This window comes from Salibacterium sp. K-3, assembly GCF_054052005.1.
In genome coordinates this window covers 673,822-688,180 of the sequence record NZ_JBSVZE010000001.1, presented here as the reverse complement: position 1 = coordinate 688,180, position 14,359 = coordinate 673,822, and the positions used below count along the sequence as shown (strand labels likewise).

Below are 14,359 nucleotides of genomic sequence, written 5' to 3'. Positions count from 1 at the left end.
CCTTACATTCTCCATTGTTTCATGAAATCCGGTACGCTCATGGCAGCAAGGGAGGAGCTGTCTTCCATACTGTTCATGAGGTCCTGGACCTTCTGCACCGGGAAGCGTACTTTCAAATTATTCCGGCATTTGTCCATCAGGAAAGGTTTTGCCTCCTCCCGCCGTTTTCGATGGCCGAGAGGATATTCAATCGAAACGGTCTCCGTCCGGGTCCCATCCGAGAAATGAACGGACACGGCGTTGGATATGGATCGTTTTGAAGGGTCCAGATAGTCTTTGCTGAACGTCTTATTTTCTGTCACGTTCATCAAGGAGCGCAGTTTATCAATGCGGGGATCGGCCGCTGTTTCCTCCTCATAATGATCCGCGTTCAATTCCCCGAATAAGAGACCAATGGCTGTCATGTACTGCAGACAGTGATCCCGGTCGGCCGGATTGTAGAGCGGGCCTTCTTTATCGATAATTCGGATGGCTGCTTCATGGGTGGTAATCTCGATGCCGGTTATGTCCTCAAGGCGGTCTTTGACTTCAGGATGAAGCTGGATCGCGCATTCTACCGCCGTCTGCCCGTGAAATTCCGCCGGGAAGGACACTTTAAACAGGATATATTCCATCACATACGACGCAAAAGAACGGGAGAGGGTGATGTCGTTTCCCTGAAATAAGACATCCTGAAAGCCCCATTTTTCCGCACTTAAAGCAGTAGAATATCCCATTTCGCCGCGAACCGCCATCATTGCAAGCCATACGGCGCGGCTGCCTGCATCACCGGCAGCCCATGACTTGCGGGAGCCCGCATTCGGAAAGTGGCGGTAGGTCCGTAAACTGGCGTTATCAATCCAGGCGTTAGAAAGGGCATTGATGACATGCTGCCTGCTTCCGCCCAGCATGTTGGTGACGACAGCGGTAGTAGCCACTTTTACCAGCAGGACATGGTCAAGTCCCGCTTTATTAAAACTGTTATCCAGCGCCAGAATTCCCTGAATTTCATGGGCTTTAATCATAGCTGTCAAGACGTCCTGCATCAGGTACGGCGTCTTCCCTTCCGCCAGGCGCTGGCGGCTGATATAATCCGCGGCAGCGAGAATGCCGCCGAGGTTATCGGAAGGATGTCCCCATTCCTGTGCAAGCCAGGTGTCATTGTAATCGAGCCAGCGGATCATAGCGCCGATATTAAAAGCGGCAAGGACGGGGTCAAGCTCGAACTGGGTCCCCGGCACTCTTGTTCCGTTTGGCACAGACGTACCGGGTACGACAGGACCCAATAATTTGGTGCATTCTGGATACTTGAGTGCCAGCACACCGCAGCCAAGCGTGTCCATCAACACATACCGTGCTGTTTCATAGGCTTCTTCACTGGTAATTTCGTAGTCGCAGACATAGTCCGCGATAGTGATTAATAAGTCATCTGTTTTCTGAGTATTCTGCATCGAATCCACCTTTCTTCTTTACGAGTCAGGGTGTAATCCACGGGGGCCGGTATAGCGGACGCGCGGCCGGAACAGACGGTTGTTTTCCTGCTGCTCGATAATATGAGCGCCGATCCCGGCGGAGCGGGCTGCAAAAAAGACAGGGGTGTACAATTCAATCGGGATTCCCAGCAGGTAATAGACGGGGGCTGCATAATAATCCAGATTAGGATAGAGGCCTTTTTCACGGGCCACAATGGTTTCCCCCAGCTCGCATAATTCATAAAGGTCGGTTCTGTTTTTTACCTGAGCGAGGTCGTAGAGCGCTTTCTTCATTAAAGAAGCTCTTGGATCCATTTTTTTCATATAAACCCGATGTCCGAACCCCATAATTCGTTCCTTGCGGGAAAGACGGGTGTACAATAGTTCTTTCAGTCCTTCCGGAGTTTGCGCCTGCAGCAGCATTTTCATCACTTCCTCATTCGCGCCCCCATGAAGAGGACCCTTCAGAGAGGCGGCTGCCCCTGTCATGGCTCCATATAGGTCGGAATTTGTGGAAGCAATTACACGGGCGGCGAACGTGGAATTCGGCAGTTCATGTTCACTGTAAAGAGACAGGGATTGGTCAAAGGTATCGACCTCTTGTTGGCTGGGTTCAGAACCGGTCATCATATACAGAAAATTGGAACTAAAGGAAAGCCGGGGGTGCGGCCGAAGAACGGCTTGTTTCTCCCGTGCACGGTAACTGCCTGCCACGATGGACGGAAGAGCTCCTAATAGATGGAGTGTTTTTCTTCGATTGGCCCCACTTGATCGATCATCCAGGTCGATAGCTTCCCCTGCCAGCATCGAAATTCCTGTGCGCAGTCGATCCATCATGCCCATGGACGATGGAAATAACGGAAACACCGCCGTGAGATAGTCCGGCAGCTCCTGGTATTGGGAAATCTCCTTCTGTATTGACTTCTGCTTCTGGCGGCTGGGCAATTCCCCGTCCAGCAGAAGAGCGGCCACGTCGAGATAGGATATGGTTTCGGCGAGTTCTATCAGGTTATACCCCCGGATAACAATTTCTTCCTGTTCGACATCCAGCAGCGACACATTCGTTTCACTTGCCACGACACCTTCCAGGCCGGGCTTATATTCAGGTATAGTGCTCAACCCTTCCCCTCCTTTTAAAGAACGCTATATTTTCATCCTAAGGTAGCCACAGAAATTGGAAAAATATAAAATAATGATATACAGCCATAGGAAAAATTGATGGCTGAGAAAGCAGGTGAAAACCATGCATTTCAGAGACTGGGAACTGCTTGATTCATTATATGCAACCAAGAATATTACCCATGCCGCCCAAATATTGTACGTCTCCCAGCCAACCCTCACCGCCCGCCTGAAACATTTAGAAGAACACTATGGGATAACGATTATTAATCGGAAGAGAAGGGGGGTTTCTTTTACACCGGAGGGAGAGCAGTTAGCGCTTCATGCCGGGGAGGAGCTGCGGAGACAGAGAGAATTGGAAGAAACATTAAATAACATGAAAAACAAAGTGGCAGGTACCCTGCGTGTCGGGGTGTCCAATTTTTTTGCAAAGAATAAAATGCCGCAGCTGCTGCGCTTGTTCAAAGAAAGGTATCCTGACGTGGAATGCCGGATGGTGACCGGATGGAGCAGTGACATGCACCGCCTCGTTCTTAACCATGACGTTCACTTAAGCTTTATTAAAGGAGATTATCCCTGGCAGGAGCAGAAAGAATTGCTGTATGAGGAAGAGGTCTGTGCTGCTTCACCGTGGTCGTTTACGTGGGAAGATCTTCCCGGGATGCCGCGGATCGATTACTACACGGATGAACGGATGAAGCAGATCGTGGATCACTGGTGGTACAGCAGGTATAAAAAAAGGCCTTATATTAACATTCAGGTCAATCAAGTCGATACATGCAAAGAAATGGTCGTCAACGGCCTTGGCTATGCCCTTCTTGCCAACCTCGTCGTCCGTCCGTACCCGGATCTTTATGTCAAACCGCTGAAGCAGGCAGATGGAAGCCCTATCCGAAGGAAAACATGGATGTATTACCATGAAGACTCTCTACAAATGAACATCGTAAAGGCGTTTGTGGAATTCGTACAGGAAGTGGATGTGAAATCCCTCTGAAACGATGCGGTCTGCTGTTAAATCTACAAACTAAAATGAGATTTTTTAGTCTCATTTTAGTTTGTAAAAACGGAAAAATGTATATTAACACCCTTTCCGACTGGGGGTAAGTTACACAAACATGTCATTAAATACTGAACGCAATAAATTTGCAATTGTGCAGCTGCGTAACAATTCTTCGCGCTGCGGGAAATTTATGTTCCAGGGCAAGACGGCAGACAACCGATATAACTACACTTTTTTAGCGTAATAGATGTCCACATCCGTCCTCCATCCTTGGTCCTAATAACGGATATTTGATTTTTTCTGGGTCCGCAGCGCCTGATAGGCCGATTCCACCAGGACATTGACGTCTTTGGAATCTTCCATCGTATAGCCCGGCTGCACTCTTTCCCGGATGCAATGCTGGAAATGCTCGATTTCGTTCTTGTAGGCGTCATCTTTCACATTCACCGAGGAGACGACCTTCCCTGTCTTATCTTTGACGATGACAGTCCCGCTGCCGCTTGCGGATTTATCGGGGCGGTACGCGTCTTCCACCTGGATCGAGCCGTTCTCGCAGATGATTTCATAGCGGTTCGCGGCAGGCAGGTCAAAGCCGGCGAGAACTTCGCCGATGCGTCCGCTTCCGTCCTCAAACAGAGCGACAGCCATGACATCCACTCCGTTGCGGCTTCTTCCTCTGGTCGTCACTTTTTCCGGTTTCCATCCAAGAAGCTGGTTCATCGTATGAATGCCGTAACAGCCGATGTCATACAGGGCACCGCCGCCAAGTTCCTTGTCCAGGCGGATGTTGTTTTCATTCTGGATCTGGAACGAGAAATGGGCCCGGTAATACTTCCAGTCTCCCAGTTTGTTCGACTGCAGCACTTTTTTTACGACCTCATGCTGCTTGTGGAACTGATGCATAAATGCTTCCATGAGCACAACCTGATACTGCTCCGCCGTTTCCTTCATCTGCCGTACTTCGTCGGCACTGATACCGGCCGGCTTTTCGAGAAGGACGTGCTTCCCCTTCTCCATGGCCATACGGGCCCATTCCGCATGAAGGGAATTGGGAAGGGCAATATAGACAGCATCGATCATGATATCGTCCAGCAGTTCTTCGTAGGTTTCATAAAAGACAGGAACATCTTCAAAATCGGCCGCTGATCCTGACCGACTCGCGACAGCCCGGATTTCGCCTTCCGGAGCTCTATGTAACGCCGGCAGGAATGCTTCCATCGCAATTCTTGCCCCTCCGATGATGCCCCACTGCAATGTTTCTTCCATGTGAAACACTCCTTTTCCGAGCTTCTTTATCCCTCGTCTGCTTCTGCGAGGAACCAGGGATTCTGAAGGTCTTTTTTGTTATACGTCAGGGAATCGTCCGTTCCGGCGACGCGTACCGAGCCGCCGGCTGCTTTCACGATGGCGTGTCCGGCGCCGGTGTCCCATTCCATCGTGGGCGCAAAACGCGGATAATACTGTGCCTTTCCTTCTGCGATTAAGCAGAGTTTCAGGGAACTTCCGGAGGAAATCGTTTCCACCTGCTCCCCTGTACTCTTCAGCTGCTCGATGAATTCCTCTGTCTCTTTTGACATGTGCGAGCGGCTTGCGATTACACGGATGAGATCTTCAAACTCTGAGGAAATCGGAAGCTTCGTTCCCACGCGGAACCATTCTGCAGCATCAGCACCGTCTTTCTTAAAAGCGGCGGCATTCTCCACTTTCACCGCGCCTTCCCTGCTGTCACCGATATACAGAAGGTCCAGCGCCGGTGCATAAATGACACCGAACACCGGGGTGCCGTTTTCCACGTGTGCAATATTGACGGTGAATTCCCCGTTTTTCTTAATAAATTCTTTTGTCCCGTCGAGAGGATCCACGAGGAAAAAGGTATCCCAGGCCGCCCTTTCTTCATACGTTAAAGACCGGCCTTCCTCGCTTAATACCGGTATTTCCGGAAATCCGCGCTCTAAAACATCCGTGATGATCTGATGAGCCTCTTGATCGGCAATGGTCAGCGGTGAATCGTCTTCTTTATATTCCACATCAAAGTCTTTTTCGTATATTTCCATTATGGCAGCACCGGCATCAAGGGCTGCGTCAATGACAGTCTTCATCGTTCTGCTCCTTTATCCTAAAAATAAATGTCCGGCAGATCCAGTCCGTACTTCTGCTGAAGATTGCGGTTGCTCTCCACATACCGCGCTTTCAACTGATTTTCCAGCTCTCCCGGCAGATGGTAACGCTTATAATGCAGTTTAAAACTGAGTTTACTCTGCAGCACTTTTCTCGGCGAAAATTTCCCTTTAATCGGAGACGGATTCGACGGAATCAGCCCTTTGGGGTGCAGCCGGGTTTTAAATAGAAAGTTGGCGCGTCTCCCCACCGCCATCTGAAAGGTGCCGTAACTGCGGTTCACCTGCTCGTTCTCGTAGGAAGGAATCTCGTCTTCCCCCATATAACGGAGCAGGTCGAGCATATACGTGTCTGTATCATTTTTGAACTGTTCATAGATAAGGAGATAATAATGATTATCCCCAAATAGTTCCCGGACTTTGTCCAGATAGTAATCGTAATGATAATGATCCAGAATCCCCTGATGTTCCAGATTATTCAAATGGCGTTCCGGCTTGTTCACCCCGCCCTGGTGGACATACTGGACATACAGGGACGTCAGCAGATTCACCTGCTCCCGGATGCCTGCGATAATATGGACGTCAAATTCATCTTCCGGAAAAACACGGCGGATGTCTTCGAGCACCCGGATGTTGGATTTGGACTTCTTCTGGGAAAACGGACTCCCTGACAGCCCTTCGTACGATATCAGAAGCGGCTTCTTTTTATAAAAGGATTCGATTTTCTCCCGGATCTCCTGAATACGGTCATCCGACAGCTGTTTCAGCCGAAGGTCATACAGCTCCTGCTTCAGCTTGCCGTACTTCACATACCTGACACTGTTCAGCTTTGGGTAAATGCAGCGCTGCAGAAAGGACGTCGCTGTTTTGTGAAATCCAATATGTACAAAAATCTGCTTTTTCATAAACAAACTCCATCTCTAAATATTCTTTCTTCTTATCATACACTATTTTTCCCCGGCTCCGCTACATCCAACCATACACTCTGCCGCCTTTGACGTATAAATAACAGAATCCTGACCATACTGGATCACAAATTTCATGAGACGGAGAGTGGTTTTCATGACCTATCCGATACACGAACATCTGTTGTTCAAGGAAAAACGAGAGCAGTTTGCGCGCTCTTTTCACATACTGGCCGAAGAGATGCGCATACACGGGATCGATGTCTCCCTGCTGGATGACGTCATCGACGCTTCCCAGGCAGTTGGAAACATCCAGGCTGACACCGCTTATAGGCAGGGATATGAAAATGGATTCCGAAACGGCCGAGCCAACCGCAGGTATGATGTGTTCCGAAAGCAGTTATCGGAAAAAGCGGCAGAATAATCCCTCCATCTGCTCTGCTTTATTTTTCGCGGGATGGAAAAAGATGTTATACTAAAGATGACATGGTACCGCTGGAACATTCGGAGGGATGGAAATGAAAGAATATACGGCTTTTGATATCGGCGGGTCGTTCGTTAAATACGGCATCGTCACTGAACACGGTGACATCCAGGAGCATGACAAATTGGAAACGTCCGACTCGCTGGATAAGTTAATTCAGCACATCACTGAGGTTGTACACCGGCATCCTGATTCGGCCGGCGCTGCCATAAGTGCACCCGGCGCCGTCTCGGATGAAGGCGTCATTTACGGCATCAGTGCGCTTGCCTATCTCCACGGGCCAAACATCAAACATCGGATGGAAGAAAAAACCGGCTTCCCTGTTTTTATCGAAAACGATGGGAACTGCGCCGGTGCTGCAGAAGCATGGGCAGGTGCCGCGAAGGGAAAACAGGATGTACTGACAGTGGTAATCGGAACAGGAATCGGTGGATCGGTCATGAAGGAAGGCAGAATACATAAAGGCACCAATCTGCATGGAGGCGAATTCGGCTATATGCTGCTGAGCGACCCTGATTCCGGACAGTTGAACAGCTGGAGCAAGCTTGCTTCGACCCGTGCTCTGATAAACCATGCTGCCGCTGAAAAAGGGATCCCGCCGGATACACTCTCCGGTGAATACGTTTTTGAACTGGCAGACAATGGTGATCAGGCATGTGTAAAAGCGGTTGATCGATTTTACGGGCTGCTTGCGCTCGGACTTTACAATCTGCAGTATATATACGATCCGGAAATGATTTTGATTGGCGGCGGAATCAGTGCAAGGGGTAACCTTATCGACCGGATAAACGATAAATTGGACGGAATCATGAGAGGAACACCCGCCGGTACCATCCGCCCGAACCTTGCTCCCTGCCGTTTCCGGCAGCACGCCAACCTGCTCGGAGCCGTTTATCGTTTTATCCAGAAGAGAGAAAGGAACATGATGAATTACAGCTGAATGGAAAGTTTGAATGTATCTTAAAGAGGGTGTGCAGCATGCCAAGTGCAGCGGGAGCTTTTTTCGTTTTCACTTCCATCTTCCTGGGTGCCATATTCGCGTTCCTTTTCTTCAAGAACCAAAAATACGGAAAGAAGCCATTTCCGGTGACGTATGTATTGGCAGGACTTCTTTTTGTCAACTGGATTCTGTACTGGAGTGGTTTCTACACCCTCTTTCCGGAAACAGGCGGGATGCTGTTTCTCCCGCTCTGGTTTGTCCTGTGCGGATGGGGGTTCATGGTCTGCCTGCTGGAATCCGGAAACAATACCAACGCCGCGGCGGTGCTGGGGGCTCTCTCGCTTCTCAGCACATTATTCGGACTCTTTCTGCAGGGACTGTCGAGAATGTGAGTTCCTATACCCTGAATCAACCTTCCCCCATTTGAATTTTTGTCCCATTGATCAACAAGGTGTGTTCGTTTTCCCAGGCAACATCTGCTTTATTCGTTCCTTCCTCCGAGTATATCGTTTTCGACAGCCACAACGGCCCCTGTCTTTTTCCGACGATGTAATATGATGTCATAGCTCCCCCATTTCTCAGATACACATCCACCTCATGTGTTCCATTCGGGGATTCTGTCGTCTCGAGTTCGGGACGATCAATAAGAACCAGGTAAACACGATTATCATAAAGAAAGAAATAAATATCGTGAACAGGCGAGCATCACCCAGACCGGCGGCAGGATCCACCAGGCTGATATGTAAAAATGTAATGCAGAAAAAAGAAGGGGCAGTAAACATAAGTAAAAACCCATCTCCCATATGTTTCTACCATTATTCCATCACCTCTCGTTCCACATTAACATAAAATGGAATTCGGAAAACAACTTCCCTCTATCCTTTTACATAATTGGTAAAGATAAACCGAATGAGCGGCCCCATCACCACAATCTGCAACGGCAGCGCCACGATAAAATTTCTTCCAAAAACAGAGAGATAGTCCAGTAGAATGGAATCGGTATGATACCCAGCATGAAGATAGGTTGTGATTAAACCATAAATGGACATAAAAAACGCCATTCCGATGACCATGCATGTGGAAATAGCAAGAACCATGTGCACTTTACTGCCGGCGTGTCCTACTGCTTTTCCAGCTATTTTTTTCGCATTTGGACCGACGACAAACATATCGAGCAGAAAAGCAACGATAAACGCGGCTAGAAATTCGGTGATGCCTTCCAGGAATGTTATGTTTCCCATCGTTCCATTTACATAAAAGTTATATAACGTCATCACAAACACCATGCCAAAACACATCATAAAGCCAAATTGAAAACTTTCTTTTCTGGTCTCCGGCATTGTTATCATCTCCTTCCATTTGTTGTACTATTGCATTGTATAGATAAGAGCGAGCCGTCGTAAGTGAAAAGTTTGTGAACAGAGGAGTGGAAAATAATGAAGAATTATCGTTGCAGCCGATGCGGAAAAACACATGAGATCACCCCGGCAATATGGCTGTGCCCATGCGGCGGAGTGTTGGATCTTGATAAGGAGATGTCGACTATTGATCCGGCCTCATGGCAGAACGGCCCGAATTCTATATGGCGCTACCTTGAAACGATGCCGTTTGACGAGCATTCAACGACATGGCAGACTGTCACGATGGGAGAAGGCCGGACGCCTCTGATTGTACTGGATGATAACGATCCGGACACTTATGTAAAAGTGGACTATATGATGCCTACGTTATCGTTTAAAGACCGAGGCGCAGCCGCTTTAATCACCAAGGCGAAAGAATCAGGCGTCTCCAAAGTTATTGCCGACAGCAGCGGCAACGTCGGAACTGCTGTGGCAGCTTATGCCGCCCGCGCCGATATCGCCTGTGATATCTATCTGAGTGATGAAACGTCTCCGAAGAAAATCGCGCAGGTACAGGCACACGGAGCCTCTGTTCAACAAATTCACGGAACACGTGAAGATATAGCAGCAGCCGCCCGGCAGGCGGTGGAAGAAGAAGGTGTATTTTACGCCAGTCATGTATACAATCCTCACTTTTTTGAGGGGACGAAAACGTATGCGTATGAAATCTATGAAGAATTACAGGGCGCTCCCGATACGTTAATCATACCGGTCGGGAACGGCACCCTGTTACTCGGAGCGTACTACGGGTTCCAGGAGTTATTGGCAAATGACCTCATTGAGACGATGCCGAAAATCATTGCGGTACAGGCGGCAAACTGCGCCCCGCTTGCCGAAGCTTTCAACAATCAGGATAGATCGGCCGCCCCTGTTACGAAGCAGGGTACAGCGGCAGAAGGGATAGCCATTGCCGCGCCGGCACGCGCCCCGCAGATCTTAGAAGCGGTGCGGGACACAGGCGGACGTTTCATCACAGTGGAAGAAGACGATATACACCATGCCCGTGCACAACTCAGCAAAAAAGGATTCTATGTGGAGACTACTTCCGCGGCAAACTATGCCGGTTATATTCATTATAAAAAAGAGGCCGACGAAACCATCATCGTGCCTCTCTGCGGAGCAGGACTGAAATCAAAAGAATGAACCCGCCGCTGCCGTTCAACAGGCGGGTTCCCCAGGTGCGGCGTTTAAGTTTCAGCGCATCAGGACGCCGCCGTTCACTTCGATCGTTTCCCCAGTGACAAAACCGCCGTAGTCGGAAACGAGATATAACACGGTTCCCAGTACATCTTTCGGTGTGCCTTCCCGTTTTAACGGGGTATTCGCCACGGTCTGCTTCCGCCCTTCATCGGACGTGAAGGTGTCATGGAAGGCTGTTTCTCCAATAAATCCGGGGGACACATTGTTAACGGTTACATCCGGGGCCAGCTCTTTAGCCAGTCCCTTCGTAAACGTCATCAAACCGCCTTTTGATGCGGCGTAGGCTGCCGCACCGGGTCCGCCCCCGTTCTGTGCTGCAAGAGATGTCATATTGATAATATTTCCGCCGTTGTCTTTCATCATCGGAATGACACGCTGGGATACAAGAAAGGCGCTTGTCAGATTCAAGTCTATGACCTGGCGCCACAACTCTTCCTGCATGTCCTCCACCGGACTTCGTTTCACCATATTACCGGCATTGTTAATGAGGATATCGAGACGACTGGAAAAGGAAGTATCCAGCTCCCCAAAAAGCCGGTCAATGTCTTCTGTTTTCAACATATCCGCCTGGATAGTGATGCATTCACGCCCCATCTTTGTGATCGTTTCCTTTACTTCCTGTGCACCCTTTTGATTGCTGCCGTAATGGACGGCAACATCAGCGCCGGCCTCTGCCAGCCCCAGCGCAATTTCCCGGCCGATGCCGCTTGCTCCGCCGGTTACGAGTGCTTTCTTCCCTGATAAATCTATCGTTATCATACCTCACACCTCCAGACACTATTTTCTACATCATTCCCCATCATCCCTGCCTGAAGCAGAAAATGCCGCATATATCATGATATGGTACGATGGAAAGGAAATAATACTTCCTCAGGAGGGATACAATGAAAGCACTGATACATGAAAAAAAGCCCGGCATGGACGGGCTCGATTATCGTGAAACAGCCACGCCGGAACCCGGACCGGGAGATGTCCGCGTGCGCCTGAAAACCGCCGGGATGAACCACCGTGACTTATCCATTCTTCACCGTCATCAGCCGGAAGATCCCGCCTGCATTATTGGTTCGGACGGCGCCGGCGTCATTGATGCGGCCGGCAGCGATGTAACCACCGTTTCCCCAGGCGATGAAGTGGTTATCAATCCCGGACTGGGGTGGGAAAAGAACAGCGATGCGCCACCCGAAGGATTTGACATTCTCGGTGTGCCGACAGATGGCACATTCGCTGAGTATATTGTTATTCCGGCAGCCAACGTAGAACCGAAACCAGAACAGCTGACCTGGGAAGAAGCCGGTGTTCTGGCTCTGCCGGCACTGACGGCGTATCGAGTTCTGTTCACAAGAGCACGCGTCCAGCCCGGTGACAAAGTATTTATCCCGGGAATCGGCGGCGGTGTTGCCACCTTCCTTCTGCAGTTTGCCAAGGCGGCAGGGGCCGACGTTTACGTTACTTCCCGCTCCGAAACGAAACGAAAACAGGCCCTGGAACTCGGTGCCAAACAGGCCGTCGACAGCCATTCAAACTGGGCAGAAGCACTCGATGGAGAAAAAATGGATATTGTCATTGAATCGATCGGCGGCGCCACGTTTAACAAGTCGCTTACACAGCTGCGCCGCGGCGGTACCATGGTTACGTTCGGCTCTTCCACCGACGACAGCGTCGAATTGAACATCCGCCCGTTCTTTTACGGACAGTACAATCTGCTCGGCTCAACGATGGGAAGTACCGAAGAACTGCAGGACATGCTGACCTTTATTAAGCAGCACGATATCAAACCGGTGATGGACAAAACGTATTCTCTCTCTTCCTATGAAAAAGCGTTTGACCGTCTCCATCAAGCTGCACAGATCGGTAATATCGGATTTCACATTTCTTGACAAACAGACACTAGATGGTCGGATCGCGCTTTTATTGGACGTATAGAGTGTCTTAGGGAACACTATCATCTTATCATGAACGTATAATGGGTTCGATTATCCACAAGTACCCACTAACACCTTGCTCCAATGCTTTAGAATCGAACAAAACCATCTAGAGATAGATAACAAAAATTCCGAACGATTCATTCGTAAATCGTTCGGAATTTTTGTTATGCATGATTTCCCGCTTCGTCAAAATGCTTTGCTTTCCGCGGGCACGGCTCGAGCCTCCTCGGAACCCCCCTTCCTGCGGGGTCTCGAGACTCGTGCTTTTCCCGCAGGAGTCAAAGCATTTTGACTACGCTAGACAGTTGCCTCTTTGATACAAATCATCTAACATTCGGTTTTTATCCATTGTATTTTCTTTTGTCCCAAGCTCTATTTCACCTTTTCAGACTGCTGATGTACACAGTCTAAGCGGAAAGTAAGTTTCTTCCCATAAAAAAGAGTCTGTCCCAAATGAAATAATAGATTCACTTCAGAGGTGCAAACAATAAAATATAATGACAAATCGTACGGTATTTAACAGGGAAATTCACCGTGCGATTTTCATTGTCACAGGTCAATTCTCAGAGGTGAATTAATCATTAGAAGGTATGTGATTTTGTGTGTGGAATGTGCTCACAAGATTTTTGGTTATTTATGAAATTGTATTAGGAGTACCAAAGATTTTGTGAAAAAATATACTTAATGTTGTTTAGTGAAAGATGGTATAACTAAAAATACAACTAACTTATTTTATAAAGGAGAACTTATTATTTTGTTTGCTAATTGCATTAAATTTTACGAATTTGGAATTCCTCAAGATGTATTAAAAGTTGAAAATATTAGCATTGAACCACCAAAAGATAATGAAGTTCTTGTCCGTATGGTAGTACGTCCTATCAATCCTTCTGATTTAATACCGATTAAAGGGTCTTATTCTCATCGTATATCTTTACCGAATATCCCTGGCTATGAAGGCGTCGGAATTGTAAAAGATGTGGGGACTTCCGTATCTCAAAGTCTTATTGGTAAACGTGTCTTACCTTTACGAGGGGACGGAACATGGCAAGAATATGTTAAGACAACTTCAGATTTAGCAGTTGTTTTACCGAATTCTATTGATGATTTTATGGCTTCGCAGATGTATATAAATCCAATTACAGCGTGGGTTGTATGTACGGATGTTTTAAAATTAGGACCTGATGATGTTTTATTGGTAAATGCTTGTGGTTCCTCCATTGGGCGTATTTTTGCTCAATTATCAAAGGTGATTGGTTTTCAGTTAATTGCGGTAACTAGAAATAATAAACATACAGAGGATTTACTACACTTAGGGGCTTCTTATGTGATTAATACTTCGAAAAACTCATTATATGAAACGGTTATGGAATTAACAAATGGACTTGGTGCTAATGCTGCTATTGATTCAGTTGGGGGTTCACCTGGTACTAATTTAGCTTTTTCTGTTCATCCTAACGGTGTTTTTTTAACGATAGGTCTTTTATCGGGAATACAAGTTGATTGGGGAAAAATTGCAAATAAGGCGAAAGTGAGAGCGAATATTTTTCATTTGCGGCATTGGAATAAAAATGTTTCAACTGAAATATGGCAAGATACTTTTAATCATGTGATAACATTAATAAATGATAAAAGATTACGTTTAAGGGGCGTACATTCTCAATATGACTTATCGAATGTAAAAGAGGCAGTTCATGTTGTTGAATCCCTAAATAACACCAATGGAAAAGTGTTTTTAAAAGGTTAAGGATATATTTGGTTAAAGTAACGGGTGGCGCTAGCCTGAACCCGTGATAATGTCTTTCAATATATATTCCTGGT

The 14,359-nt window shown here is 47.9% G+C and carries 15 protein-coding genes; 7 read left to right on the top strand and 8 right to left on the bottom strand.

Annotated features, from left to right (window positions below; genetic code table 11):
• Nucleotides 1-2: 2 nt before the first annotated feature.
• Together ACW9JV_RS03185 and mmgD are read right to left on the bottom strand one after the other, a co-directional pair.
• Nucleotides 3-1,430 carry a bifunctional 2-methylcitrate dehydratase/aconitate hydratase gene (locus tag ACW9JV_RS03185; protein ID WP_457331282.1) on the bottom strand — a complete coding sequence of 476 codons (1,428 nt, stop codon included), beginning with the start codon at nt 1,428-1,430 and terminating at the stop codon, nt 3-5.
• 18 nt (nt 1,431-1,448) lie between these two features.
• Nucleotides 1,449-2,570, bottom strand: a complete 1,122-nt coding sequence (gene mmgD / locus ACW9JV_RS03180) for a citrate synthase (RefSeq protein ID WP_457331280.1) — start codon at nt 2,568-2,570, stop codon at nt 1,449-1,451.
• Nucleotides 2,571-2,694: 124 nt separating this feature from the next.
• Between mmgD and ACW9JV_RS03175 the strand changes: the two genes are divergently transcribed.
• Nucleotides 2,695-3,564 (top strand): LysR family transcriptional regulator, encoded by an 870-nt coding sequence (locus ACW9JV_RS03175; protein WP_457331278.1) that lies wholly within the window; start codon nt 2,695-2,697, stop codon nt 3,562-3,564.
• Nucleotides 3,565-3,846: 282 nt separating this feature from the next.
• Here the strand turns inward: ACW9JV_RS03175 and ACW9JV_RS03170 are convergent, their stop codons facing one another.
• The 3 genes from ACW9JV_RS03170 to ACW9JV_RS03160 are packed head-to-tail and all read right to left on the bottom strand — an operon-like array spanning nt 3,847 to nt 6,592.
• Complete coding sequence (locus ACW9JV_RS03170; RefSeq protein WP_457331276.1) at nt 3,847-4,836, bottom strand: Gfo/Idh/MocA family protein; 990 nt, start codon at nt 4,834-4,836, stop codon at nt 3,847-3,849.
• A gap of 26 nt (nt 4,837-4,862) precedes the next feature.
• Nucleotides 4,863-5,669, bottom strand: coding sequence for a 3'(2'),5'-bisphosphate nucleotidase CysQ (gene cysQ / locus ACW9JV_RS03165; protein WP_457331274.1), 807 nt, complete (start codon nt 5,667-5,669; stop codon nt 4,863-4,865).
• A gap of 17 nt (nt 5,670-5,686) precedes the next feature.
• Nucleotides 5,687-6,592 carry a sulfotransferase domain-containing protein gene (locus tag ACW9JV_RS03160; RefSeq protein WP_457331272.1) on the bottom strand — a complete coding sequence of 302 codons (906 nt, stop codon included), beginning with the start codon at nt 6,590-6,592 and terminating at the stop codon, nt 5,687-5,689.
• Nucleotides 6,593-6,749: 157 nt separating this feature from the next.
• Here ACW9JV_RS03160 and ACW9JV_RS03155 point away from each other — a divergent pair, with 157 nt between their 5' ends.
• The 3 genes from ACW9JV_RS03155 (at nt 6,750) to ACW9JV_RS03145 (ending at nt 8,408) form a co-directional block, all read left to right on the top strand.
• Nucleotides 6,750-7,016, top strand: a complete 267-nt coding sequence (locus ACW9JV_RS03155) for a hypothetical protein (protein ID WP_457331270.1) — start codon at nt 6,750-6,752, stop codon at nt 7,014-7,016.
• Between the two features lie 94 nt (nt 7,017-7,110).
• Nucleotides 7,111-8,016 carry an ROK family protein gene (locus ACW9JV_RS03150; RefSeq protein WP_457331268.1) on the top strand — a complete coding sequence of 302 codons (906 nt, stop codon included), beginning with the start codon at nt 7,111-7,113 and terminating at the stop codon, nt 8,014-8,016.
• A gap of 146 nt (nt 8,017-8,162) precedes the next feature.
• Nucleotides 8,163-8,408, top strand: a complete 246-nt coding sequence (locus ACW9JV_RS03145) for a hypothetical protein (protein WP_457331266.1) — start codon at nt 8,163-8,165, stop codon at nt 8,406-8,408.
• A gap of 16 nt (nt 8,409-8,424) precedes the next feature.
• Here the strand turns inward: ACW9JV_RS03145 and ACW9JV_RS03140 are convergent, their stop codons facing one another.
• Together ACW9JV_RS03140 and ACW9JV_RS03135 are read right to left on the bottom strand one after the other, a co-directional pair.
• Nucleotides 8,425-8,661 (bottom strand): DUF5412 family protein, encoded by a 237-nt coding sequence (locus ACW9JV_RS03140; RefSeq protein ID WP_457334547.1) that lies wholly within the window; start codon nt 8,659-8,661, stop codon nt 8,425-8,427.
• A 230-nt stretch (nt 8,662-8,891) separates the two neighbouring features.
• Complete coding sequence (locus ACW9JV_RS03135) at nt 8,892-9,356, bottom strand: DUF2798 domain-containing protein (RefSeq protein ID WP_457331264.1); 465 nt, start codon at nt 9,354-9,356, stop codon at nt 8,892-8,894.
• 96 nt (nt 9,357-9,452) lie between these two features.
• Here ACW9JV_RS03135 and ACW9JV_RS03130 point away from each other — a divergent pair, with 96 nt between their 5' ends.
• Nucleotides 9,453-10,559 (top strand): threonine synthase, encoded by a 1,107-nt coding sequence (locus tag ACW9JV_RS03130; RefSeq protein ID WP_457331262.1) that lies wholly within the window; start codon nt 9,453-9,455, stop codon nt 10,557-10,559.
• Nucleotides 10,560-10,610: 51 nt separating this feature from the next.
• On the opposite strand, the gene ACW9JV_RS03125 is transcribed toward ACW9JV_RS03130, so the two are convergent.
• Entirely contained in the window at nt 10,611-11,375 is a 765-nt protein-coding gene (locus tag ACW9JV_RS03125) for an SDR family NAD(P)-dependent oxidoreductase (protein WP_457331260.1), read from the bottom strand.
• Nucleotides 11,376-11,500: 125 nt separating this feature from the next.
• Here ACW9JV_RS03125 and ACW9JV_RS03120 point away from each other — a divergent pair, with 125 nt between their 5' ends.
• Together ACW9JV_RS03120 and ACW9JV_RS03115 are read left to right on the top strand one after the other, a co-directional pair.
• A complete protein-coding gene (locus tag ACW9JV_RS03120) occupies nt 11,501-12,493 on the top strand; it encodes a zinc-binding dehydrogenase (RefSeq protein ID WP_457331258.1) in 993 nt (330 codons plus the stop codon).
• 799 nt (nt 12,494-13,292) lie between these two features.
• Complete coding sequence (locus ACW9JV_RS03115; protein ID WP_457334545.1) at nt 13,293-14,285, top strand: zinc-dependent alcohol dehydrogenase family protein; 993 nt, start codon at nt 13,293-13,295, stop codon at nt 14,283-14,285.
• Nucleotides 14,286-14,359: the final 74 nt, after the last annotated feature.

Coding starts and splice junctions, on each gene's coding strand:
- ACW9JV_RS03185 (WP_457331282.1), bottom strand. CDS start 1,430: ATGCAGAATACTCAGAAAACAGATGACTTATTAATCACTATCGCGGAC.
- ACW9JV_RS03175 (WP_457331278.1), top strand. CDS start 2,695: ATGCATTTCAGAGACTGGGAACTGCTTGATTCATTATATGCAACCAAG.
- ACW9JV_RS03170 (WP_457331276.1), bottom strand. CDS start 4,836: ATGGAAGAAACATTGCAGTGGGGCATCATCGGAGGGGCAAGAATTGCG.
- cysQ (WP_457331274.1), bottom strand. CDS start 5,669: ATGAAGACTGTCATTGACGCAGCCCTTGATGCCGGTGCTGCCATAATG.
- ACW9JV_RS03160 (WP_457331272.1), bottom strand. CDS start 6,592: ATGAAAAAGCAGATTTTTGTACATATTGGATTTCACAAAACAGCGACG.
- ACW9JV_RS03155 (WP_457331270.1), top strand. CDS start 6,750: ATGACCTATCCGATACACGAACATCTGTTGTTCAAGGAAAAACGAGAG.
- ACW9JV_RS03150 (WP_457331268.1), top strand. CDS start 7,111: ATGAAAGAATATACGGCTTTTGATATCGGCGGGTCGTTCGTTAAATAC.
- ACW9JV_RS03135 (WP_457331264.1), bottom strand. CDS start 9,356: ATGCCGGAGACCAGAAAAGAAAGTTTTCAATTTGGCTTTATGATGTGT.
- ACW9JV_RS03130 (WP_457331262.1), top strand. CDS start 9,453: ATGAAGAATTATCGTTGCAGCCGATGCGGAAAAACACATGAGATCACC.
- ACW9JV_RS03125 (WP_457331260.1), bottom strand. CDS start 11,375: ATGATAACGATAGATTTATCAGGGAAGAAAGCACTCGTAACCGGCGGA.
- ACW9JV_RS03120 (WP_457331258.1), top strand. CDS start 11,501: ATGAAAGCACTGATACATGAAAAAAAGCCCGGCATGGACGGGCTCGAT.